General features: G+C 40.0%; 17 protein-coding genes and 1 other RNA gene. 7 read left to right on the top strand and 11 right to left on the bottom strand.

All coding sequences use genetic code 11. The annotated features are described in order from the left end of the window. Positions 1 to 412 precede the first annotated feature (412 nt). Positions 413 to 1249 carry an FkbM family methyltransferase gene (locus tag VXK47_RS05345; protein WP_435547742.1) on the bottom strand — a complete coding sequence of 279 codons (837 nt, stop codon included), beginning with the start codon at positions 1247 to 1249 and terminating at the stop codon, positions 413 to 415. 442 nt (positions 1250 to 1691) lie between these two features. Between VXK47_RS05345 and VXK47_RS05340 the strand changes: the two genes are divergently transcribed. Together VXK47_RS05340 and fusA are read left to right on the top strand one after the other, a co-directional pair. Beyond that, complete coding sequence (locus VXK47_RS05340; protein ID WP_435547741.1) at positions 1692 to 1877, top strand: conjugal transfer protein TraB; 186 nt, start codon at positions 1692 to 1694, stop codon at positions 1875 to 1877. Positions 1878 to 1992: 115 nt separating this feature from the next. Further along, complete coding sequence (fusA, locus tag VXK47_RS05335) at positions 1993 to 4026, top strand: elongation factor G (RefSeq protein WP_435547740.1); 2034 nt, start codon at positions 1993 to 1995, stop codon at positions 4024 to 4026. Positions 4027 to 4166: 140 nt separating this feature from the next. Here the strand turns inward: fusA and VXK47_RS05330 are convergent, their stop codons facing one another. Continuing rightward, on the bottom strand, positions 4167 to 4817 hold the full coding sequence (locus tag VXK47_RS05330) for a TIGR00730 family Rossman fold protein (RefSeq protein ID WP_435547739.1): 651 nt from the start codon (positions 4815 to 4817) through the stop codon (positions 4167 to 4169). Between the two features lie 295 nt (positions 4818 to 5112). Here VXK47_RS05330 and VXK47_RS05325 point away from each other — a divergent pair, with 295 nt between their 5' ends. The 4 genes from VXK47_RS05325 to ssrA all read left to right on the top strand — a co-directional run bounded on the left by VXK47_RS05325 (position 5113) and on the right by ssrA (position 8153). Next, the gene (locus VXK47_RS05325; protein WP_435547738.1) at positions 5113 to 5394 is read left to right on the top strand and encodes an HPr family phosphocarrier protein; all 282 of its coding nucleotides are present in this window, start codon (positions 5113 to 5115) and stop codon (positions 5392 to 5394) included. A 7-nt stretch (positions 5395 to 5401) separates the two neighbouring features. Next, positions 5402 to 7159: a phosphoenolpyruvate--protein phosphotransferase gene (ptsP, locus tag VXK47_RS05320; RefSeq protein ID WP_435547737.1), complete on the top strand. Its 1758-nt coding sequence runs from the start codon at positions 5402 to 5404 to the stop codon at positions 7157 to 7159. A gap of 99 nt (positions 7160 to 7258) precedes the next feature. Beyond that, complete coding sequence (gene smpB / locus VXK47_RS05315; protein ID WP_435547736.1) at positions 7259 to 7717, top strand: SsrA-binding protein; 459 nt, start codon at positions 7259 to 7261, stop codon at positions 7715 to 7717. Between the two features lie 83 nt (positions 7718 to 7800). Then, positions 7801 to 8153: a transfer-messenger RNA gene (gene ssrA, locus VXK47_RS05310) on the top strand. Between the two features lie 471 nt (positions 8154 to 8624). Here ssrA and VXK47_RS05305 read toward each other — a convergent pair. The 6 genes from VXK47_RS05305 to VXK47_RS05280 all read right to left on the bottom strand — a co-directional run bounded on the left by VXK47_RS05305 (position 8625) and on the right by VXK47_RS05280 (position 20152). Next, positions 8625 to 10205, bottom strand: coding sequence for an AAA family ATPase (locus VXK47_RS05305; RefSeq protein WP_435547735.1), 1581 nt, complete (start codon positions 10203 to 10205; stop codon positions 8625 to 8627). Between the two features lie 90 nt (positions 10206 to 10295). Then, positions 10296 to 13082 carry an SNF2-related protein gene (locus VXK47_RS05300; protein WP_435547734.1) on the bottom strand — a complete coding sequence of 929 codons (2787 nt, stop codon included), beginning with the start codon at positions 13080 to 13082 and terminating at the stop codon, positions 10296 to 10298. Positions 13083 to 13103: 21 nt separating this feature from the next. Next, on the bottom strand, positions 13104 to 13535 hold the full coding sequence (locus VXK47_RS05295; protein WP_435547733.1) for a hypothetical protein: 432 nt from the start codon (positions 13533 to 13535) through the stop codon (positions 13104 to 13106). A gap of 1 nt (position 13536) precedes the next feature. After that, on the bottom strand, positions 13537 to 16545 hold the full coding sequence (locus tag VXK47_RS05290; protein ID WP_435547732.1) for a DUF1156 domain-containing protein: 3009 nt from the start codon (positions 16543 to 16545) through the stop codon (positions 13537 to 13539). After that, positions 16518 to 17498, bottom strand: a complete 981-nt coding sequence (locus VXK47_RS05285; RefSeq protein WP_435547731.1) for a hypothetical protein — start codon at positions 17496 to 17498, stop codon at positions 16518 to 16520. Before VXK47_RS05285 ends, VXK47_RS05290 begins: the two co-directional genes overlap by 28 nt. Next, entirely contained in the window at positions 17498 to 20152 is a 2655-nt protein-coding gene (locus VXK47_RS05280) for a hypothetical protein (protein WP_435547730.1), read from the bottom strand. Before VXK47_RS05280 ends, VXK47_RS05285 begins: the two co-directional genes overlap by 1 nt. 69 nt (positions 20153 to 20221) lie before the next feature. Between VXK47_RS05280 and VXK47_RS05275 the strand changes: the two genes are divergently transcribed. Next, entirely contained in the window at positions 20222 to 20395 is a 174-nt protein-coding gene (locus VXK47_RS05275; protein ID WP_435547729.1) for a hypothetical protein, read from the top strand. Here VXK47_RS05275 and mads4 read toward each other — a convergent pair. From mads4 to VXK47_RS05260, 3 genes are all read right to left on the bottom strand, one after another. After that, the gene (gene mads4 / locus VXK47_RS05270) at positions 20389 to 20994 is read right to left on the bottom strand and encodes a methylation-associated defense system protein MAD4 (RefSeq protein WP_435547728.1); all 606 of its coding nucleotides are present in this window, start codon (positions 20992 to 20994) and stop codon (positions 20389 to 20391) included. The two genes, VXK47_RS05275 and mads4, sit on opposite strands and share 7 nt — an antisense overlap. Next, positions 20991 to 22229 carry an AAA family ATPase gene (gene mads3, locus VXK47_RS05265; protein WP_435547727.1) on the bottom strand — a complete coding sequence of 413 codons (1239 nt, stop codon included), beginning with the start codon at positions 22227 to 22229 and terminating at the stop codon, positions 20991 to 20993. The genes mads4 and mads3 overlap by 4 nt, the downstream gene beginning before the upstream one ends. A gap of 714 nt (positions 22230 to 22943) precedes the next feature. Continuing rightward, positions 22944 to 23999 (bottom strand): histone deacetylase family protein, encoded by a 1056-nt coding sequence (locus tag VXK47_RS05260; protein ID WP_435547726.1) that lies wholly within the window; start codon positions 23997 to 23999, stop codon positions 22944 to 22946. Positions 24000 to 24004 lie beyond the last annotated feature (5 nt).

Genomic DNA, 24004 nt, shown 5'->3' with positions numbered 1-24004 from the left:
GTATTGTCAAAAACTCGGCATTTATTGCCTTTTGTGGTTCTCCAATGAAAATCGGAGCCCTTAAGTCCGCTCTATTGCCGGGATTTCAACTGTTGACCTGTTTAACAAGCCGCCTTTAATCGTTTTGAAATTAGCTCTATAGTTACAAATTTAATGGGTAATGGTTTTTAACGAAGCTGCAACTATCTACGAATCCGCCAATTATGGTATTTTATACAATAGAGCCACTTTCAAAATGTTTCGGTTTGGTCAAGGTCAAGGCGGGCAAAAATTTTAACCACAGGAATATATTTAGTATTTCGAGGATTAAAATTTGAGCCCAACGCAAAAGATCGGCCTAAATGGGACGTTTTGAAACAGGCTCAATACTTTTATAAATTATATGGACTTATTATTACAATATAATTGTGTATTATTGCAATTTAGGAAGAGCCAGCACATTGCAGTGTTTTTTCTTAGTCATATTTGCGGTAAGGGCCATTTTCTCAATTCCCCAATTTTTTATCACACCGATAACATCGTACCGGCTTTCTCTTAAAATATCATTTATCCCGTCGATATCGTTTTGCGGATGAAAGCCGGTTTCAAACACAAGTGCCGGTTTGTGCTTTAATATAGTGTTTTTTGCTCCAATCATGACGCTTGGTTCATGTCCTTCCACATCAATTTTAATAAATGATACCGGTTTATTATTACCATTTAGAATAATATCCAAAGGCAGAGTTTTGATTTCGTATTCACCGCTATCCGAAATCATAGACATTGTATGGTCAGAGCTATCTATAGCAAACCTGGCGGAGCCTTCTTTGTCTGAGCAGGCGCAGCTTACTAAGTTAATATTGTTAAGACTGTTTAAATGAAAAAGAGTTTTAATATATTGGTGGAGATTTATATTTGGTTCAATTGAGTAAACAGCTCCATCATCTCCAGCTTGATCGGCCATCACTAATGACAAGAGGCCTAAATTTGCCCCGATGTCAACAGCAGTGGTATTTTTTTTAACATATCGTCTTATTATCCATTCCATGCCCGGATCAATAGAACCTCTCATTTGTACACGGCTGGTAGCAGTTTCAGCGGAATCAACAGGAATCAGCAGGTTGCTTTCTGTGCGTACCAATTCTTTAATGCTGGTTTTTTGTAAATAATTTTTCAGTCTTTTGCGTATCCATGGGAGCATAGCAGAACCCGGAGAAAAATGATTCTTGAAGCGATAGTAGGCTCTTAATCGATCAAGTTCGTATTTCATATTGCACCTTTTTAGTTCAATAGGATGATTACACCCGAATCATCTGCAAAATATGGGCATGTTTTTGAAGGGGTCATGAACAGATTTTGACAGGTACATTCGCTCATTTCCATGCGATTTATACCAGGCAATATACGGATGTTGGTTCGAAGAACATTGTTGCAGACGCGAAATGCCCGGCAATAAAATTGTCACCCTGGTGTTCATAATATTGTGATTGAAATATTGCAATAAATTATTTTGTTTGCTTCCTGAATATTACATCATATAAAAAGATATTTTTGTTAAATATGGTTATCGGTTGACTGGATAAGCTTGCATAACGTATCATTCATCTATCATGATTAGTTATCGGGAATAATTTTATTTGCTTAATTTTTTAAAAATTTGAATGGAAGGTTTGATTTGTTTATAAGCCGTCAGGGTTTAAAGGGAGTTTGCAATGGGATCGTTAGATGAGCATATACTAAGAACGGCAAAGGAAATAGTTGTAAAATTTATTGAAACCGGAAGGATTTCTCCCACAGGTTTTAATGAATCATTTAAAGCTATTTATAAGTCTGTTGAAGAAGCTGTTAAAGGCACTGAAAATATTGCCGGAAAAGACGAAGAGAACTTGACACGATAAGTATATTGGCTTAGAAATCAGATCTCAACAGGCCAGTGGTGAATAATCTCCGGGCCGGGTGGAAATGTTTGAACCGAAACTGTGAGTACATAATATTGAATTATAGCTTGATGACATGAAAAAAGACAGGATAAATAAGATCAGAAATATCGGCATTATTGCTCATATCGATGCAGGCAAAACAACTGTGACTGAGCGCATCCTTTATTATACCGGCCGTTCCTACAAAATAGGAGAAGTGCATGACGGCGAAGCAGTAATGGACTGGATGCAGGATGAGCAGGAACGTGGTATTACGATTACTTCTGCAGTAACTACCTGCGTTTGGAAGGGTAATGATATACAGATTATAGATACTCCCGGTCATGTCGATTTTACCATTGAAGTTGAGCGATCACTGAGAGTGCTTGATGGCGCCATCGGCGTTTTTTGCGCAGTAGGAGGTGTTGAACCGCAGTCCGAAACAGTATGGCGTCAGGCTGACAAGTATCATGTCCCCAAAATTGCGTTTATTAATAAGCTTGACAGAATCGGCGCTGATTATCTCGGAACGATAAATATGATGAAAGAAAGGCTTCATGCTAATCCCCTTATTCTCCAGATTCCCATTGGTTCAGAAGGAGATTTTGCCGGGATTATCGATCTTGTCGGCATGAAGCAGATATTATGGGATAATGAAACACTTGGCGCCACTTTTTCAGAAAGCGAAATATCTCCTGATTATCTTGATAATACTTTGAAATATAAAGAAAAATTTATTGAGGTCCTTTCCGAGGTTGATGACGAAATTATGGAAGCCTATTTGTCTGAAACTCCAATTCCAAACGACCTGCTTGTTTCGGCTATAAGAAAGGCGACTATTAATCTTAAACTGGTTCCTGTCCTTTGTGGATCAGCATTGAAAAATAAAGGAGTTCAACCACTTCTTGATGCCATCGTAAATTACCTTCCAAGCCCTTTAGATGTTCCTCCTGTAAAAGCCATACATCCTGAAACCGGAGAAACTATACTGATTGAAGCCAAGGATAACGGCCCATTGGCTGCTTTGATATTTAAAGTTTCCTTGATGGAAGGGCGAAAGGTTTCGTTTGTAAGAGTTTACAGCGGTACTTTAAAAACGGGAGGAGAGGTATATAACCCCTCGCGCAAAATAAAGGAAAAGCTTTCCCGGATATTGAAAATGCATGCCAGCAAGAGAGATCGTATCGAAGAAGCAGGCGCCGGAAGCATTGTAGGAGTGGTTGGCCTTAAAACATCTTCAACCGGTGAATCTCTTTGTTCTTCCGAGCATCCTGTTTTGCTGGAAAATATTGAATTTTATGAGCCGGTTATATCTATAGCTGTTGAACCGAAAACTCATGCTGATCAGGAAAAACTAGATGAGGTTCTGACAAAGTTTGCAGATGAAGATCCCACGTTGAAAGTTCGCAAGGATGAAGATACCGGGCAGACAATTTTGTCCGGTATGGGAGAGCTTCATTTAGAGATAATAATCAGCCGGATGATGAGAGAATTCAAGACCAGCGTAAATGTCGGAAAGCCTCAGGTTATGTACAGAGAGACCATAACTTCCGAATCTGAAGGATCTGCCGTTTTCGACCGCGAAATTGCCGGACAGCGTCATTTCGGAGAAGTGCACTTAAGGCTTAAGCCTCTTAGAAGGGGAAGCGGCAATAAAGTCCTGATCGATATGAAAGATGAATCTGCTATCCCTGCTGTGTTTATGCCCTTTATTGAAAAAGGCGTAACGGAGTCATTTGAAAGCGGCACGCTGATGGGATACCCTGTTGTGGATGTTGAAGCTGTTGTTACCGGGGGTTCTTTCAGGGAGTCGCTTGGAACCGAGATATCGTATAAGGTAAGTGCCGCTATGGCCTGTAAGGATGCCCTGACAAAAGGTGAGCCGTTTTTGCTTGAACCGATTATGGATGCCGAAATATTTGTACCGGAAACCTTTATGGGTGACATAATAGGGGATTTGAATTCCCGGAGTGGAAAAATTGAATCTATCAGCACAAGATCAGGAATGCATGTAATTAAAGCGACCGTTCCACTTTCGCGTATGTTTGGCTATTCTACTTCAATAAGATCGGCTACACAAGGCAGGGGAACATTTAGCATGCAGTTTGCCCGCTTTGACCGCACATGATTCCTATGTTTCCATAAGGCCTCTTAAAGGAAACGACACAGCTCATCCAAATCCTGTTCCGATGTGACGGGGTTTGCCTATCATTTGCATCTTGCTGAAATTTTTTCCTGTCCGTTTGGTCTGATAAGATGGAGTTTGTTTCAGATAATTACCAGTTTTTTAACCGCATCAACTACTTCTTCAGGATCATCCATAACCTGGAGTATATCAATGTCTTCTTCTGAAATCTTGTTCGATTCCAGCATCCTGGATTTAATCCATTTTTTGAGCCCACCCCAATAGTCCGATCCGACAAGAATAACCGGCAGCGGTCTTATGCGGTGTGTTTGAATAAGCGTAACAGCTTCAAAAAGCTCATCTATTGTACCATATCCACCCGGCATAATGATATATGCGTAAGCATATTTTATAAACATTACTTTTCGGATAAAAAAATATTTAAATTCAAGCTTTATGTTTGGATATTGGTTTGGTTTCTGCTCAAAAGGCAATATGATATTAAGGCCTACGGACTTTCCGCCTGCTTCGGCAGCGCCTTTGTTTGCTGCCTCCATAGCTCCTCCGCCTCCGCCCGTTATAACAGCAAAATTGTTTTTAACAAAAAGAGAAGCTATTAATTCGGTTTTTTTGTATATGGGATCATCCGGCTTGATTCTTGCCGAGCCGAAAATACTTACAGCCGGTCCCAATTCATGAAGAGCCTCTATCCCTTCAACAAACTCACCCATAATCCTGAATAACCGCCAGGACTCTGAAATAGACAATTCATCTATCAAATACTGTTTTTCCATTTTTTCCCCTAAACTGTAAGCATTAAGCAAAACACTTAAAAGTGAGACTTTATAAAAAAACCGTCATTTTTGATTTTAACCATTAAAATATGTGATAAATCAAACTGAAACTTAAAGAAATTGCGGTAAAACTGTAAGATTTTTATCAGTTATTTACTTCCATGTCAATTGCGCATTGACAAATCTGCGATATGTGATTAAATTTCAAAGAATATGTTTTGCAACGTTGATAACTTTAAAGTTATCTTTTTTCTTTTTTTAAACCGCCTCTCTTTATATTTAAACAAATAATTTAATGAATAAAGAACCCATCGATCTTCTGAAAAACGTAACTATAATAAATGAACTCGGCCTTCATGCCAGGGCTGCAGCTAAAATTGTAAATATTGCCGCTAAAGCCAAACAAAAAATCTGGATTATAAACGACAAAGAAAAAATAGATGCTTCAAGCATAATAGATATCCTTACCCTTGGATATACCAAGGGTACCCGGATAACCTTTGAGGCGGAAAACGAGACTGATATTGATATTTTAAATCATATAATAATCCTGGTTGAAAATGGGTTTGGAGAATAATTTCAACATGTCTGAAAAAGAAAATATAGAAGAAATAAGATTAAACGGAATTGAAGCTTCACCCGGAATCTGTATTGGCAAAGCATACCTCGTTGATAAAGAAGGTGTGGATGTAGTCGAAAAGTATTTTATCGACAAGAAAAACCTGGATAATGAACTAAAGCGCTTTAAAACAGCAGTAAAACAGGCAGTTAATGACTTAAAACAAATAATCGAAAACATACCAAAAGATGTGCGTAATTATACCGGCATCATTGAAACCCATGTTGCTCTTCTTAGAGACAGGAAACTCTATGATAAAACCATAGAAACTATAAAAACCGAAAGAGTTAATGCTGAATGGGCCCTTAAAAAGGTTGTAGCAGGCATCAAGGTGATGTTCCTGAGCATAAATGATCCTTATCTTAAGGAACGGTCTAATGATATTTCTTATGTTTCAGATCGGATCATGAAGATTCTGATGGGATCTGAAGAAGTAAATATCGGCAAAATAGACAAGCGCGTCATTCTGGTTGCTAAAGATCTTTCACCTGCCGATACAAGCCAGATCCAGTTGGATAAAATTATGGGTTTTGTTACCGACCGTGGCGGTAAGACTTCTCACACAGGCATCATAGCCCGTACACTTGAAATACCTGCTGTTCTCGGCTTGGGTAATGCTACAAAAATAATACATAATGATGATACGTTAATAATAGACGGATCAACAGGTGTTGTAATTGTAAATCCCTCAGAACGAACACTAAATAAATATAAAGAGATTGAAACCAGAGAAGAAGAGCATAAAGCACATTTAACGCTTGAAAGCTATTTTAAGGCAAAGACTATCGATGGTTTTTCTCTGCCGGTTATGGGGAACATAGAGCTTCCTGAAGAAGTTCCTTCAGTGCTGAACCATGGCGGCGATGGCATAGGGCTTTACAGAACCGAATTTCAATATCTTACACGAAGCGATTTCCCAAGCGAGGAAGAACTCTTTGATAAATATAAAACTGTTGTTGAGTCGATAGCTCCGAAGCCGGTGACAATCCGCACGCTTGATATAAATGGGGATAAAGCGCTTGTTTCTTCCAACGGTTTTGACGAACCAAACCCTGCTCTTGGACTTCGTGCTATAAGATACTGTCTGGAACGGCCTGAAATTTTTATAACGCAGTTAAAAGCAATATTAAGAGCCGCTGCTTTTGGTAATGTGAGAATCCTGTTTCCAATGATATCAAGCATTGATGAAATACGCGAAACAAAAAAATACCTTAATGAAGCAGCTGATCTGCTTGAAAAAGAAGGAAAGGCTTATAATAAGAATATCCCGTTCGGAATAATGATTGAAGTTCCATCCACAGTTATAATGGCCGATGCTATGGCCGATGAAGCTGATTTTTTCAGTATTGGTACAAATGACCTCATCCAATATACTCTTGCGATAGACAGGGTTAACATGGGAGTCGCACACCTTTATCAACCATTTCACCCTGCTATTTTACGCATGATCAAGCACGTAACGGATGTTTGCAAAGCAAAAGGAATAAAGGTTTTTGTATGCGGGGAAATGGCAGGTGATCCTTTGAATGTTCCGGTTCTGCTTGGGCTGGGGATAGATGAACTGAGCATGAATTCCCAGTCAATTCCGGCTGTAAAAAATATGATACGATCACTGAAGATCGAGGATACGAAAAAGTTAATGAAAGAAATTCTTAAACAGACCACTACAAATGACGTAATAAAACTTGTTGAAGCCTCTTTCGGAAACATTATTTCTAAATAGGATAGAATCGGTACACCATTAATTTGAAAAATATACGGATTGGGGCAAATTATAAAAAAGGAACCATAAAACCGTAATTTATACATTTGGAAGAAATCATTGGAAAATACCCGCAATAAAATTATTTCTGAAAACAGAAAAGCACGGCATGACTATTTCATTGAAGATGAATATGAAGCAGGTATGGTTCTTCTTGGAACCGAAGTTAAATCTTTAAGGCTTGGCCGGGCAAACCTCAAGGATTCATATGCCAAAATCAAAAACGGAGAGATTTTTGTTCATCAAATGCACATTGGACCCTGTCCCTTTGCCTATTATGGTAACCACGATCCTTTGAGGATAAGAAAACTGCTTTTAAACAGGCAGGAGATCAAGAAGCTTACAAGCAAGGTGAATGAAAAAGGACACTCCCTGATTCCTTTAAGAGTTTATTTCAAAAACGGAAAAATAAAAATTTCAATCGCACTCGCAAAAGGAAAAAGGCAATATGATAAACGGGAAGCCATAAAAAAACGCGACGAAAACAGAGATATGGAAAGAACAAGAAGTGAAAGATAATATCCGTTTCTTGACAAACAGCCATTCAGCGCTTAATATTGTAGTGTAAACAAAAAGTTCTTTATTATAAAGTCTGCCCATTTGGGGGCGAAACGGCTTCGACGGGGATAAAGAAGTCCAGGTTGCATACCGAGCGCCTGTCAGCTCGTAAAAGAGACGGGAAATAAAGATAATCGCAGACGATTATAATTACGCATTGGCCGCTTAGGGCCAACGTCCTGTCCTGTTTTTCCTGCGGATAAGATAAGGGCGTCGACTAGTAGGATAGATGATTTGTACCACCTGTTGCAGACCATCGAAACAATAACAGGGTAGCCGGCTTATGCATCTAGCCTGAAGGAGGCATGATCCGGCGAAATATAAAGTTCAGGAAAAGTATGTAGACGCCTGTGCGGAAGATTTTCGGACGCGGGTTCAACTCCCGCCGCCTCCACCATTTATGTTCAATAAATTCAGTAAGCTATAATTTCGACTCATCTGACATTGGTAGAATACTGGTAGAATTCCAGGCGTTTTCTATTGTCTCGTCAACTCTCAAGAGTCGGATAAAGGCGGGATAGTTTTATCCTGGCATCCTGTGCAGTGAATTGCCAATTAACCTTGGCGTTTTTGTTGTTTCTGAACTTTTCCCATGCCGCCGGATTGAAATTGATCACTTTGAAACCCTACCCGCAATTTGTTTAGATGAAAAATATGGAAAAAATGACGTATCAACTGATTCTTTGAGTCGTCTATGGCACTCTTCGATTGAATGAGGAGAACGGGATATAATTTTTTGTTTAACAGCCAATATTTAATTTAAATTAAACCAATTAAATCATTATGACTTCTGAATAATCATATCTATTATCAGAAAATATGTAATACGAAAAATCTGCACTTTTTATGGAAATTTCAAAAACGATAGTTAAAATAATTTATCAATCTTATCTGCAAGCACCATAATATCGACAGCAATTTCGGTATCTATTTTAATAGACATATCTTTTTCTCCTTCATCAAGCGGCTGCCAGAAGCTAATCTGTTGCTCCAGAACCGGAAGATCGGCATCCGATACTTCTTTTTCACGCTTTATGATGCGTTTGCGCAAAGTATCATGGGTAGCCAAAAATTCCAGAATTATATAAGGCGCCTTTTTTGATTCTGCTAATATACGGAACCGGTTGCGTTCCTCAAATTTAAGAAATGCTGCATCGACAATTACCGAATAACCGGCATCCAGCACCTTTTCTGCAAGTACTGCCAGTTTGTCATAAGTTTGTTTTGTTGCCCCCGAAGTATATATATTTTCGCAGTATGAGGCTTTGCTGTTATCTTCCGTGCTTATGCCGAAGATTCTTTTTCGTTCAACGTCAGAACGTATGCGGATCGCATACATTTGCTCAATCAACTGCCGGGTTACCGTGCTTTTGCCGGATGCCGACAACCCGCGGGTGATTATAAGTTTCGGAGAAACCGCTTTTGTGCAACGCTTTGCAAGGCGCAGATAATTGATAAACTCATTTTCTGCTTCTGTTTTTTCTTCTTCGCTGATTCCTTGCTGTTTGGCCCGTATCGAAGCTATCTTGGCGCGTACAAGCGCTCTGTAAACAACATAATACGGCAAAACACACAAACCGGGATAATCGCCGCTTTTTTCCAGATAATTATTTAAAAAACATTTTGCAAGTTGAGGATGCTTACGCGCCTCAATGTCCATAATAAGAAAGGCTATTTCACTTATCACATCAATCCATCGAAGATTCGGGTCAAATTCTATGCAATCAAATGCAACAGGAGAATTGTTTATCCAGGCAATGTTTCTTAAATGCATGTCGCCGTGACATTCGCGGATAAACCCTTCGGCCTTTCGCTGTATAAATGTTTGTTTAAGCCTTTCAAAAGCAGATTTGCACCAGCCTTCCAGTTCATCTATCAGAATGTTGTTTCCGTTTTTAATATTTTTCCTAATCTGAATAAAATTATTTTCTACAGGCTTTCTGATGTGTTCAAGATCTCCGTACTCGCTCTTCTTTGGGGCAACTGCTGTTTTTTTATGGAAATCAGCTATCAGCCGTGCAATGGCATCAATATGCCGGACTGTGAGTTCACCTTTTGCCAGCATACGATCAAACTGAACTTCTTGTGGGAACTGAACCATTTTTACAGCAAACTCAATCGGCCCGCCAATGCCGTTTAAAAGCGGTTTTGCTTCTGAACCTGTTATAGTTATAAGCTCCAGGTATAATCCCGGTGCAAGTCTTTTGTTTAAACGCAGTTCTTCTTTACATAAGAAATGCCTTTTCTCAAGAGTGGAAAAATCCAGAAATCCCAGATTAACCGGCTTTTTGATTTTATAAGCATAAGTTCCGGTAAGGATAATCCATGAGGCATGCGTTTCAATAAGTTTGCAATCAGTTACCGCATGATCATATAGATCAGGATTCATCAAAGCGGAAATTAAACCGGCGGGCGGTTTTTGGCTGTATATTAAGTTATCGGATTCCATGGATTTAACCTAATCTATAAGGTACTCGAAGTTTGACATTTCAAGTTGGCACTGTATTCAAGCGGGAACATTTCCCCTATAAATAATCTCTCAATTTATATTCTGAATTCCTATGCATTTATTGCGAATATCCAAAACCTCTTCATAGCGGGAACGTATCATTGCCTCTTTATTATTTATGTGAGCTTTGGCTTTCTCCTCTAAGCCTTGGCTTATTATTTGTTTTGTATCATGCAAGTGGTTATTGGTAATTAATATGTTCTGATCTTCCGGTGGCTCACCTTCAATATTAAATATTTCATAAAATTCTTTTCGGCTTCCATCTTCAAAAGTGACGGTAAAAAAACATCTTACAGCCAAGCAGGATGGAATTCCATCCCCTTTTACGTTCAACACATCGCCGGTTACCCGGTCGCTTTTATAATATTGGATAAGAGCATCTATTAGCGGATGTCCTAAACCGAGCAAATCGACATTTTTCTTCCGGGTTGATATCTTTCTGGAAAAAGTAACATTTTCATATCGTGCCGCCACCCTGGGAAAATCTCTTAAAACCTGCGGAACTGTTATAGCGATAAGATCTCCGGATGGAATATAGCTGCCGCCTAAGCGCAGAATAGCCTTTTCGGTAAATACTTTTAAATCGTCAAGAGAGAATTTTCCTTTCAGCTCTCTGTAATATTCCAGATTAAAAGTGGAAAGATCCTGAGTAAGCTGTCTTAATGCCTCGCTTGCTTCTTTAGCCTTGTTAATAGCTTCGGCAATTTCCTGTTCAGTCCGTTTGTAATTTCGGTTTATCAGGGCTTCCTTATACAAATCATTATAGTTAGTTGAGGAACCCATAAATCCGAGTATTTCGGATCTGAAATCTTCGGTTACCTGGCCGGTTACCGGATCTACCTTACCTATAGCAGAAGCAATTTCAAGAAGTTTTTCTTCTAAAATTTTGTAAACCTGTTCCTCAATGGTCTCCTCAGCCACCAAATTATATACCTGAGCTGTTTCAGTCTGGCCGTATCTGTGAATTCTCCCGATTCTTTGCTCAACAGCCATAGGATTCCACGGTAAATCATAATTGAATAAGAGCCGGCAGACCTGCAGGTTAATTCCTTCCCCTCCCGCCGAAGTTGAAATAAGAAATTGAGCCCCACTCTCATCCCAGAATGATTCACATGAAGCTATCTTATCTTCAAGAGGTCCTCCTTTCAGTATAGCTATTTTTTCAGGGGGGTAGTATTTACCAAGTTCTTCTTTGAGGTAATAAAGCGTTTCAAGGTATTGGGTAAAAATAATCATCTTGTCATTTTTATTTTCCCTTCTGATTTGTTCGATAGCCCGGATTAAAGTGTCAAATTTACGGTCTGCTTTTTCATCCACCAGATCAATTAACTCTTTAACCTTTTTTTCCTCATCAGGGATATTGGCATCTGCCTCAATAGCTTCATCTTCAGATTCCATAACGTCCAGCGCCCAATGAGTTACTTCTTCTTCAAATTTAGGACGTTTCTTCAAGCGTTGCTTCAATCCGGCAATATAAGCATCTGCTTCAGTATAATCTATCAAACCTCTGGCATAAGAAAGTAAGTCGATTACCGCTTTTCGCATCAGATCCTGATATTGAATGATTTTTGAAGAGACTTCCGCACGTGTAATAGAACCTTGAAATCCGCTTTCCAATGCCATTTGTTTTCGAGCATAAAGAGCGATAAGCCGCCGCCGCAAAGCTTGTTTAATAGCTCTTGGGCTGGACGACATTATTTTCTGGAAAGTTGCCATGATAAAACCAACGGCTCTCTGCTGGCTGGTTGTTTTATCTTCAGCTATACCGGCGGCGTTATACCCTTCCTTGAGGTATTCGGTCAGTTGGTCATAAAACCTTTGCTCTCTCATGGAAAGCTTAAATTTTTGAGTATGCACCTGACGCCGCATAAAAATCGGATTACCATAAGCATCCGTTGCCTCTTTTTTGATACGCCGAAACATCACTCTTCCTAGTAGTCCCCGATGATCATGTATTGCTTCGGGCTTTTCAAAAAGCTGATCGTCCAGCAGTTGAATCAGTGACCAGAACTGGTAGGCATCACCCTGATGCGGAGTAGCTGTGAGAAAGAAGAGATCCCGTGTCTTGCCTTTCATCTTTTCTGCAAGACGGTAGTTTTGAGTTGCCTGTATTTTTTTGCCGTATTTTTTTCTGGTCAGATGGTGCGCCTCATCAAAAACGATAAGTTTCCAATCGGGAGCGGCCATTATCTTTTCCAATCGGTTGGGCTTCTTGATGGTATCAATTGATGTGATAACCAGATCATGACGTTCCCAGGCATTAGCTCTTGAGTCTGTGAAATCCTTGCCGAATATATCAAAATCAATCCGGAAATAATCTCTCATTTCATTTTGCCAGTTTACGGTCAGACCGGCAGGGCAGACGATCAGTATTCTTTTACATTCCTCTCTGGTCAGAAGTTCGCGTATTATCATCCCGACTTCAATGGTTTTTCCTAATCCAACTTCATCAGCAATCAGGAACTTACGTCTTCGGGCATTGACAACCTGGTGTGTTAGAATAATTTGATGAGGAAGCAGATCGGTCTTGCTGTTGGAAAGCTCCCCCCCGGAATTCTCAAGAGGGAACTGATACGCCAACTGCTTTAAAAAGAAATCGACAGGATTATCCGATTCTCCATTTTGATATCTTTTGAAAATATCGGGAACCGGCGTAAGAAAATTTTCAGGAAAGGTTTCCAGTATCCTCTGGCCGTTTCTTTCGAAAACCACGTCAACCTGATAGTTCCCGTTTTTCTCTTTTAAGCGAAATACTTCACCAGATCCCAGTTCAGGGCGGTAGAGAACCGTTACTATGGTGTTTTCTTTTATTTCCATCTGATTTTTTAACCGCTCTTATTAACTTGATAAATTAAAACCGGTTGAATAGACAGGGCATTCCCGAATATCCCGTTTATTTGGAGTGCCGAAAATGTAATCCAGGGGAAGTTTTTCTCCCCGGTATTCCGACCAGAAAGACTCTCCCTTATATAACCTGCCTTTGCAAACAATCTGAACTTCAATTATCTTTTGATCGAGAACTTTAGCCGACGATTGAAGAATTTTATGAATAGTAAGAGCAAGCATTTTCCTTTCATCTCTTCCGGCCAGATAAAGAACATCATCAATACCCACTACCATGAAAGAGGAACTTGAAGGGATTCCTTGAGTTCCGCTTTTTAATTCCCGAAGGAAATCAAGAAACCCGATTTTGTTTTCGTAAGGTGCAAGGCCCTCTTCTCCGAAATAATCTTTCAAATATTTTTGTTCGAAAATCTCATAACCCTTCATTTTAAACCTCTACCATGCTTAGTATTTTGTTAATCGGCTCCTGAAAGGTTGGGTTTTTCTCCTTCAAGTAGATAAGGGAAACCCGGATTTTGGGGATGATGGAGCGGAATTCATTCAACCAGGGAATCAAGTTTTCTGAGGTTTCAGCAAGACCCATCAGGAGATGTAGCACATCCACCAAAGACACCCGATCAAATTTATCCTCTTCCATTTCAGGGAAAAGCATTAGCTGATTTGTATTTTTCACTTTTCCTGTAAAAAGTTTCTGAAGGTCATTGAATCTTTCAGAAGGCGGCTTTACTTCGTAAGTTCTTCCTCTCTTGGCGCGGCCCTTTCGCATTACACCAGCCTTGATCAGAACATCAGGCTCAAGGATTCCTCTTGTGGCTTTGTGAACCTCATCGCTCTGGATTTCTTTCCGGTCACAAAGGCAGGTAAGATAAATATAGCTTACAGGATCAATAAATTCCAATTCCGACGGCAGCGGTTGCTGAGATGTAACGATCTGTTCCACCATCATGCGGATGGAGATCAGGGCATCGGATAAAGGAACCACGTCTTCCTTATAATCCACAATAAGACCATAATACTTGCTGTAGAGTTCGAGGCATTTGCCGATCAAAATGATATTTGTATCCGCCGGAGACAACTTTTCCTTTCCGTATCTTCCTGACTCGATAGTCTTGATTTCATCCCTTGCTTTTTGGCGGATTTCCTTCCTGACCCCGGCCCATGATCGTTGCCTGGATTCAGCCTGGCCGTTTCTTTTTTTACAGACATGAATGAGGTCGTAAGAAATAGCCTGTTTATCCATAAGATGCAGGGAGCTTTCGGATTCTCCGTGTATCGGATATATGGCCTCAATGAGAAAACCGGCATTACAGATAGATTCAAGAAGGGATTCCCAGGCGCTTCCTTCAGCATGGTGGAAAGTGAAAATCATTAAACCGTTATCATCAAGAACATCACAACATTTACGCCAGACCTCGGTTAAACCGTCCTTATAGTCTTTGGCAGTCTTACCACGGGTAGGGTTTTCAATAATTTCTTCTGCTTTTGGAGTAATATCAGGTGAAAAATATGAATAAGTTTTGGAAAGGATTAATCTCAACCAGACATAAAAAAAGTCGGCAAGCTCAGAATAGTTGACATTCCCAGCATAAGGAGGATCTGTAATAACCAATTCTGAATTTGAAGTAACCAAATTCTGTGAATTGCCGCAAAGCAACAGGCAATTATCTGAATTACTCTTAATTACTTCTCTTGAAAATCTGAACCGATCATTATTAATTTCGATCGGCAACCGATCAAATGGTTTCAGATTATATTCTTTTCCTCTTAAAACAGCATTGAATAATGCAGTAAAAGTTCCCATACCAAAAGGGCCACCCCAAACACTACTTTCGCATATCGTTGCCTTAGGCTGAAAATCATGCCGAGCAAATATCTGGCGAATACAGTTACGTTGCCAAATATAGCTACAAAAATCGCTCATATTATTTAAGAGGTTAAAAAATCCACTCAGCAGCATCTCCTTCAAAACCTGATCTTCTTCTCCATCAATTGCCTTTAAAAGAGTACTCAGACACAGCAACTGCCGCGGATTAAACATCTGATGCCAATAATTGTAATGATGTTCTAACAACCGGTGAGTTTCCTGACCATTTGGAATCTCACCTTTCGGATAGGGCAATTCATCTTTTTCTTTTTCCCACCTCTTATCGGCCTCCTGATATCTTCTTAGATCAGCAGAGGATATTTTTTTAAAAAACTTACCATTGTTATTGTTGATATTGCAGGCATGGGAAATATTTTTTTTGCGCCCTATAGGAGTTTCGGACAAAAGTTCTTTCTCCTCATAAACAACATCGCCTCCGCATTCCTGACAATAGCCTTCAACGGCGTATGGTTTAACAGGGAGGAGCTGATCCTGGGGAAGACTGCGAATGGAGTTTATGATTTTGTCCTTATTTCCGCATGAGAGGCAGGTAAAGCTTCCTTTTTCAGTTACATTTCCCTTAAGAGGCAGATAGTCTTTCTGGCATACAGGGCAGGAAACCTGCTCCGGCAATGAGCCGCGATATTGCCAGACGGAGTAACAATGAGGACAGAGAAGCACAGTAAGGGGAACTTTCTTTTTCTCTTTTTTGATATATACTACCGGTCCGACTCTGTTGCTGTAAAAGCACCACGGGCATTTGGCGCTATGATCTTTGGAGTCATAAACCGCCCAGCGCTTATTTGTTCTTTTATCCCCGGCTGAATCTCTTGAGTTATTGACCATAAGAGATTCTTCGGCAATCAATGACGCCATTCCAATATCCACATCAAACACTTTCTTGCACTTGCCGCATAAATAATCCGGAAGATAGCGGATGGTGGGTGACTTCATAGCAATTATGTAACTGGAAAAAAGAGGCACTTCTTTTTTGCATGTCGGATTGGTGCAGACAGCGGATTTTACCCAGAAGGTATAAATTATATCCGCTTCTTCTTTTCCTGTTTCGCAACAAGGACATTGGGTTTTATAATGGCTGAGAAGCTCTTCTTTGACCGTTTTTCCGCTATGGGTGGGACGTTCCTCCAGTCTTTTGAAAGCAGCTTTAAGCTCATCAATATCTACAGGTTCTGCCTCAGTTTTGACAATAAACCAGGCAACAGGATTAAGATCAATGCCGGTTACACGGCAGCCAAGGCGAAGGGCTTCAACAACAGTGGTTCCGCCTCCCATAAACGGATCAAGGATTCTAATATCGTTTGTGTCAGGATCGTTTGTATGATCTTTGTAGAACTCAGCCATGATATCCGTACCGGACGGTTTCATAGCGCCTAACAGAATTGCCCGGAATACGCAGGAAGCCCGACGGGCAAACCATTTATGCATCTGGTAAATAGGCTTGAAAGCATTTCTTTCCGGGATTGCCAGGCGGTTGATTTCTACTATGGGAAATGATTCTTCAATGGCCTTTTTTACTGTCGGATTCAATATCCGGTCTCCAGTTCTATCCATGGAGTAAGCATTTCCATTAAAGAAAGGCCGCCATGCTTATACAGCTTTGTTGCAGCAGTTCCCGTTGAACGGGTCTTCACCCTGCCTCTGACCATAGCAATGTTACGTGAAGGATCACAAAAAACATCATCACTTAGAGGCGGTTCAGGATTTTCGTTTAAAGGTGCATTGCGGTTATTACCAAAATATTCATTCAATGCTGCCAGTTCCTGCGGGCTTCGGGGAAAATCCATTCCGGTTCCAAAAAATATATACCCGTGATCACTGGTAATGATTATTTTCTTTTTTCCCTTAATCTGCTGAGCGGTATTCATCCACGCTGTTTCAAAAAGAGAATGAATATTTGCAAAATGACTTTCAAATCTTGCGCCGCTGTCTTTATAAGTTTCGTCAGGAAAACTCGACCAGACAAGAAGTGGCAGCCCTTTATATTCTCCGGAAACAGGCAGGCAATAGTTGCCGGAGTATAAAACAACGATCCCTTTTTCTTTAAGCTCTTTTCTTGTGGGCAATTGAGAGGGAGAAATTTTTCCGCAGGAAAACTCTCTTTCGATATAATCCATTGTTTCTGATGGAGCGGGAGCAAGTGACGTATCTATATGGGTTAATTTAAAGCCGGATTTTTTGGCTAAATTCACAATCATTGGTATTTCGCGCAGGGAAAGCCCATCGAAAATAATAACAGCGGTATCCGGATCCGAGAGAACGGACAAGAGTCTTTTGGCCGGATCTGGGTTTGAAAGAAGCTCGCCATAAACACGCCCGGCGGCAGAGGCTGTTAATTGCTCAAATAAATTTACAGACTCTTCTCCCTGTTTAAGAAAGTCTAAAGGGCCGTTTTGAGAATAAAGACCGGAACTCCAGATTTCATTAAGCAGCCATTCCTTTATCCAGGGAAGACGGGGGCCAGGGCTTGTCAGATTCTCAATTAAATCCAGGCTAAGATTTTCCATTATATTTTAACCTCAACGGCTAATTCTGCCGAATACTCAGCACCGGCAAGAGCAGGAAGCGCTTCTATCTGCTGTTCTATCTGAGACTTGGTAAACCTTCCCGCTTTAGTGATGTAAATTTCGGCAGTCAGGTCACCCTGGCCGCTCAGAGATCCACGAAGGCCGGTTGGAAGCGTGCTGAGATCTCCAATGTCCTTTTTCTGGTAAAAGATCTGATAACTGACGTTGGTTGAGATACTCTGTTCGTATTCCTGAAGACGAAAAGCAGTTTCCTGACGCAGACTTCCAATACTGTTTTGAGGAGGTATTTTTAGCTGTAATTCTTTTGTTTTTAACTTTGGACAGATACATGGGTCCTGTTGGCATAAGGGACAAGAGGTATCAGAACATTCGCAAGGTGTTTGACCACATCCCGGACAAGATTCCGGTATGCACTTACAAGATCTCAAACCACACTTTGGACATTCGGCAGATGGTGGCTTCGGCTGAGGTTGTAGAGTTTCAAAAGGAGGCGATATTTTGGCATTAAATATTTCCGTTTCGTTAAGTGGAGGATTAATTTTGCAGTAATTTCCCGTGCTGTGTTGGATACCGATGATTGCATCTTTGCACAGATCCCGGATTGCATTTGAAACAGCCCTTATATTTGTCGGGACAGGAAATCCAAGAGTAGCCCGGTACTCAGCATCAACCTCCTTAACCAACCGGTTTTTGATCTCGTCTATCCTTCCCTCCAGATGCTCACGGAATGTCAGCATGGGGAAGTAATCATTATTCAGTTTTTCAAGAACTTTATCCTTTAAGAAGTCAGAAGGTAAAAGCTCTAATTCAATTCGGTCTTCCAATACGGAACTACCGTAAATCTCCCAGCCGACAAAGACCAACCCTGCCTTCTTTATCCTGTCTATTATGCAGCTCTGGTCGGTTCGGGCAATCCTTTCATATTCCGCCAGACGGGAAGATTTTTTAGTATTTCCGGCCAGTGTCTTGGCTGCTATAACTCGTTTTGCCCATTTCAGAAGGTCTTTGTCGTTTCCGAGCTGGAATTGATCATCTTTTGGTTCAAGAAGAAGTATCAAATTGCGATAATCCGCCCCAAAATATATTGAATGCCTTTCTTCCTTTGTAAGTCTTCTGCCTGTGAAGACATACCGTGGACGGGTTTTATCAAATTGCTTTAAGATCTCCTTTACCGTTTCAACAGACTCGAAAACGGTAACATTATCTGTTTCCTTAAATATTTCAATTTTCAGGAGATCATAGAGTTTTTCCCTTGCAAGACCATCCGAATATGAAATTGATTTGAATTCAACCTTTGCTTCTGGATTTTCTTCCAGGTCGAAATAGTATCGCCCTTCCTGATGCCAGAAGTAAGATGCGTATTTCTGAAAAGCCATGAGGGATTGTTCGAAAGTATTTATATCAATAGATGGAGAAATGATATCCTGTATGAGTTGATCTCTTGAAGCGCCGATACTCCCGCTGGTTCCGGTTAAAGTGTAAAGAAGAACCGCAGGGGCAATTTTTTTAGCTAACGATGCTTTAGAGAGCAGGTCTTCCATGTTTTCGCTTGCCTTGTTAATGAGATCTCCGCTTGGGTCCAGATCCTTCAGCATTATGGTAGTTGCCTTGTCTTCGAGCGAAACACCAGCAGGCGTAATAATATCATGGCTTGAATGGGTTAACCGTACCAGATTGCCGAGAAACGCCAAAGCGCCACGGACATTCTGAAAACCGCCTCTGGCAGGAATCTTTTTCAGGATAATATCAAGCAGGGATGGTGAAAAAGGGTATGTATCATTAAACCGGGTTTTTATTTCGTCCTTTTCTATAGAAGCATGTTTTCCCCATATTTGGATGTGACTCTCAATTACCGGAATGATCCGGCTTTTATCAAAATCCCTGTAATTATTAAACAGCCTGTGAAGTATGATGTTGTTCTGGTCTTTTGTATTATCAAATTGGACTACACAACGGGGAACCCTTTTCAATGTGCTGCCCGGCTCTACACGGTCACTGTATATACTGGCAAATAAGGTTACTTGTCTGGATCGGTTGCTGAATTCAGAGAGCATTTGAAGGAAGGCAATGTTCTGGGCCTGGATAGCCGGATCGCTGATGACCTTTATTCCCTGTTCAAGTTCATCAAAAATAAGAATAACTTTCCTGTCTCCAAGAGCTTTTTGAAAATCCGAAAGTTTAGGGTGAGTTTTTCCCATTGGAATTGGAGAGCCCAGGGATTGGAAGATCATGTTCCAAATAGAATCGTGAGGATCATCAGTAAATTTGTTTATGATTATAACCGCATCTTTAGGCGCGTTCCATGTCAAAGAATTTTTCGAAAGCCATGCTTGAGCGATTTCCGGGTGTTGAAATAAATGGCAGATCAATAAAAGCAGATGTGATTTACCGCTGCCTTTAAGACCTTCAAAAAGGAAAAGGCCTGAGCTGGTTTTAGATGAAGCAAAACGCAGAGTAATATGCTCAATGACTTTTGAAATATCAGTGGTAGGGTAAGTAAGATCTAAAAAATTCTTAGGGCGGGCTTCGAGTTTTGTTTTTGTTTCATCTTTCAGGTTGGCAATATCAATGATACCTTCGATTTCAGAAGATATTGTTTCCGGGCGCGGGGTCAGGTAAGATGAATAACTCATAATTGCTCCTGTACGTGATTGTGAAAAATAATTGATTTTTCATAACATAAATATAAATGTTGAGCAATTATGTTTTCGAAGCAGCTTTTATTAGAAATAGGCAATCTTGATGAAATCATGAAAAGTCAGGAAATGCCATCGAAAGACGGAATCCAATTACATAAGTCGGTTCTTGATGCCAGCCAGATCAAGTCAGGCATGATGGTTTGTATGTTTCTTTACGCGTCCGTCTGCCATCATTGATTAAGGAACCATTTTTTCAAAATTGCTTTAAATTTAATAAACGCTGAATCATTACATCGGTCAAGGCTGACCTTTTGTGCCAATTTGCCGTAAATTGAAGACGATCGTGGTTTCCCTTTAATTCGTAGCGCTTTTTCAAATACCAGCTTGGGATTATATGGTTTTTGTAAATCAGGATTTAAATAATTTTCTTTCTGCAACCAGTTTCTTAATTCAAGATTGTCCCATCCGAGACAGGATGCTACCGCCGGTGAATCACTCCATACCCATATTTCAAGTTCCGGGTCTAAAACAATAACTTTGGAACGATTTGCCCAGCCTGAATTATCGAGTTTTGTTTGAATATCATCTGCTATCTGCAATGAGTTTTTATCTCTTCCACATCCTTCTCTGTCAAGCATAACAATGGCATATGAATACATATCAATAAATATTCTTAAAAAATCATGAGAAGTATTGTAGATGCCCGGATCATGATTGCTGTGGACTTTTACATCATAAGATATGATTCTTATTTTCAGAGAATGGATCCTCTGCAATAATTCCTTAACCACAAATTCCATATCTTTATCGGCAACAAGCAGTATAAGATCTTTCATCCTAATACTCCAGAGGCAAAAAGAATATCAAGCGGGATTTCACCCTTCCAATTCTTTAAATTAGGGTGGTCTTTACCGTCTATAACATCTGTGGCGCCTTCTGCCGATTTTGCAAAACAGAGTATATTTTCAATTTTTGCAGCGCTTATAATAACAGGAGAGTGAGTTGCTATAAGTACTTGAGCATTATAGACAGACGAAAGGGACTGAAATACCGTCTCTATTGCTTTGGGATGAATTCCGTTTTCAGGTTCCTCAATCAATAAAGTGCCCTCAATATCAGGAAGATAGGCTAAAATAGTAAGAGCAAGCATTCTCAATGTACCGTCTGAGACCATCCATGAAGGCGCTTCAAAATTATTCTGATAACTAAGCACGATATACCGGTGTTTGTCCTCATCCCTTAAAACTGTTTTAATATTTTTTAGATCGGGAAGTGCTGTTCGAATGTGTTCTATCCAATCTTTGAATTTATCAGGATATTCTGTTCGAAGCCGGTCAACAACCCAAGGCAGATTAGAACCATCCGTACGAAAATATTTTGGCATTCCTGGAGGGCTTGGTTTTCTCATGATCTCACTGTTAAGCATTAATACCTGAACACCCTGCATCAAAGTTCTCTTCAGCCATGTGGCCACAGGGAACTTGCTTTCATCTTCGGGAAGGTTGCCTAAGGCAGATTTTTGAGGGCTTAGCTTGAAGGCATGATCAAAGCCTTTTGTTTCAGCATAAAAATTGTCGTTGCCCCCTTTAACTTTGTTTACTATTTTCTTCCAGTTTTTTTTAGTGCCCCGCACAACAATTGACGACGGTGTTTCTACAAAGTTTGGAAAAAGTTCCAATGTCCGTTTTACAGTTTTTTGTACGGGCTTAAACCACATGGTCTCGCTAAGAATACCAAATTCCCCGGTTTCCGGAATATCTCCAACAGCAATTTCGTACCGGCAATTCCCTGTCCGGCCAATTATTTCCTGATATTTGTCAGGTATATTCATTTCAATCGCAAGTTCAAAAAATCTCCCCTTTTTAAGCCATATTAAATCATTATAGTTTGGCGTCCTTTTTCTTACTGCATTTTCGGGACCTTCTCTTACAACATCTCCAAGAAAAGAAATAACATCAAGAAAGGTTGATTTGCCACTTGCATTAGGCCCTACTAAGATATGAAAACTGCCGAGGTCCTTTTTTATATATCTTAAGCACCGATAATTTAAAGCTTCGACAGAGCAAATCATTTTATATCCTCTCTTCCTCTTGACGAATTTATGATAAAATCTTATTTAATTCTATAGATTGATTTTTACTATCAGCATCCTGCATAATTTTTCAAGATCTTGTATAGCATAATTTTCATATTTGTGGAGTTGGTAATATTTGTTATTACAATCTCTTTTTATGATCAATATATTTTAGCTATTTCAAGAGGTTTTTATTTTCTTGGAATTGATGTAAAGAAATAGCGCAATATAAAAGCGTATCATCTTCGCCTAAATCTTTATCTTGAGTTTGTAATCTGATTATGTTTTAGTGAAAACAATCCGGCAGTCTGGAGGTGGATGCCGGAAGCCATCGGGTCCGCAAGGGCCTCATTTTATGAATACAACAGTATATTGATATTAAATCAATTTCCAATTTTTTTCGTTTTCGGGTGAAGTAAGAAATATCTCATTAAACTAATTGCCATCGTATCAGGAATACCTCATTTTTTTCAATTCTTTGTTCATACGCGCTTCGATTTTTTCAATCAGTTTATCTTTACGAATATCCACTTCATCCTGCGCCTGAAAAATATTATCCAAGCCCAACCTCATCAGCGAGAATCGCCCCTTTGGAACGAGGAGATTTGAAAGCAAATAAAACGGTTTCAACCTGGTGGGGATTTAAGTTAGCGTGATAAAATAACAACCCTTATCTAACCATCTTGCAGCAGGGAGCTTTTTATTAGTCGATTAAAAAAGGCCGGGCCAATATGGTTTAATAGCAGTTTTTATCTGTTCGATTTTTGAAAATATGCCATCAGTATTTATATTTTCATTAATCAGAGTTCTTCCTTTAAAAAGAGCTGATTCGCCTGAAAGTTCGAGAAGTACTGCCTTGACCGAGTCATGCAGACCTTTGAGGCTGTAGCCGCCTTCAAGTATAAAAAGTACTTTTCCTTCACAAATTGTATCCGCAAGCTCCAATATGATTTTTGCAAGGCGTGCAAAACCTTCGGGAGTAATCTCCATTCCGCCAAGCGGATCATCAATGTAAATATCAAATCCGGCGGAAACCAATATTAACTGGGGTTTGAATTCAAAAGCAACAGGCTTTAAAATCTCCATAAAAATTCCTGCATATTCATCATCGCCTACACCTGATGAAAGAGGGATATTAATAGTAAACCCTTTCCCTTTCCCTTCGCCCAGCTCATTAACACCACCTGTTCCCGGATAATAAGGATATTGATGGGTAGAAAAATAGAGCACCTGAGGATCATTATAAAAAGAGCGCTGGGTTCCGTTTCCATGATGTATGTCCCAGTCTATTATCAGAATACGATCCAGATTATATTTTTCGATAGCATATTTTGCCCCTATGGCAATATTGTTAAACAGGCAAAAACCCATAGCCCGGTCTGCCTCGGCATGGTGACCAGGAGGTCTTAGGAAAGCAAATCCGTTGTCTATCTTTTTTTCCATCAGGTTATCTATCAGCTCCAGAACCCCACCGGCAGCAAGAATAGCTGCTTCCCATGATCCGGGAGAAGTATAAGTATCAGGATCAAGCATTACTTTTGACCTTGTTTTGGTTGATGCCACCCTGGAAATATATTCGGCAGTGTGAATATATCCCAGCTCTTCTCTTGTGGCTTCGCGCGGTTTTATAGCCACAAACTTTCCGGCCATATCTTTTTCTTCCAGCATGCTGTATATTGTTTCAAGCCGGTGCGGGCTTTCGGGATGATAATCATCCGCGGTATGCTCAAGATAAAGTGGATCTTTGATTATTCCTGTTTTAAGCATGGGAA

The sequence above is a fragment of the Desulfobacterium sp. N47 genome, from assembly GCF_051233685.1.
Taxonomy (GTDB): Bacteria; Desulfobacterota; Desulfobacteria; order Desulfobacterales; family RPRI01; genus RPRI01.
This window is presented reverse-complemented; position numbering and strand designations above follow the sequence as displayed.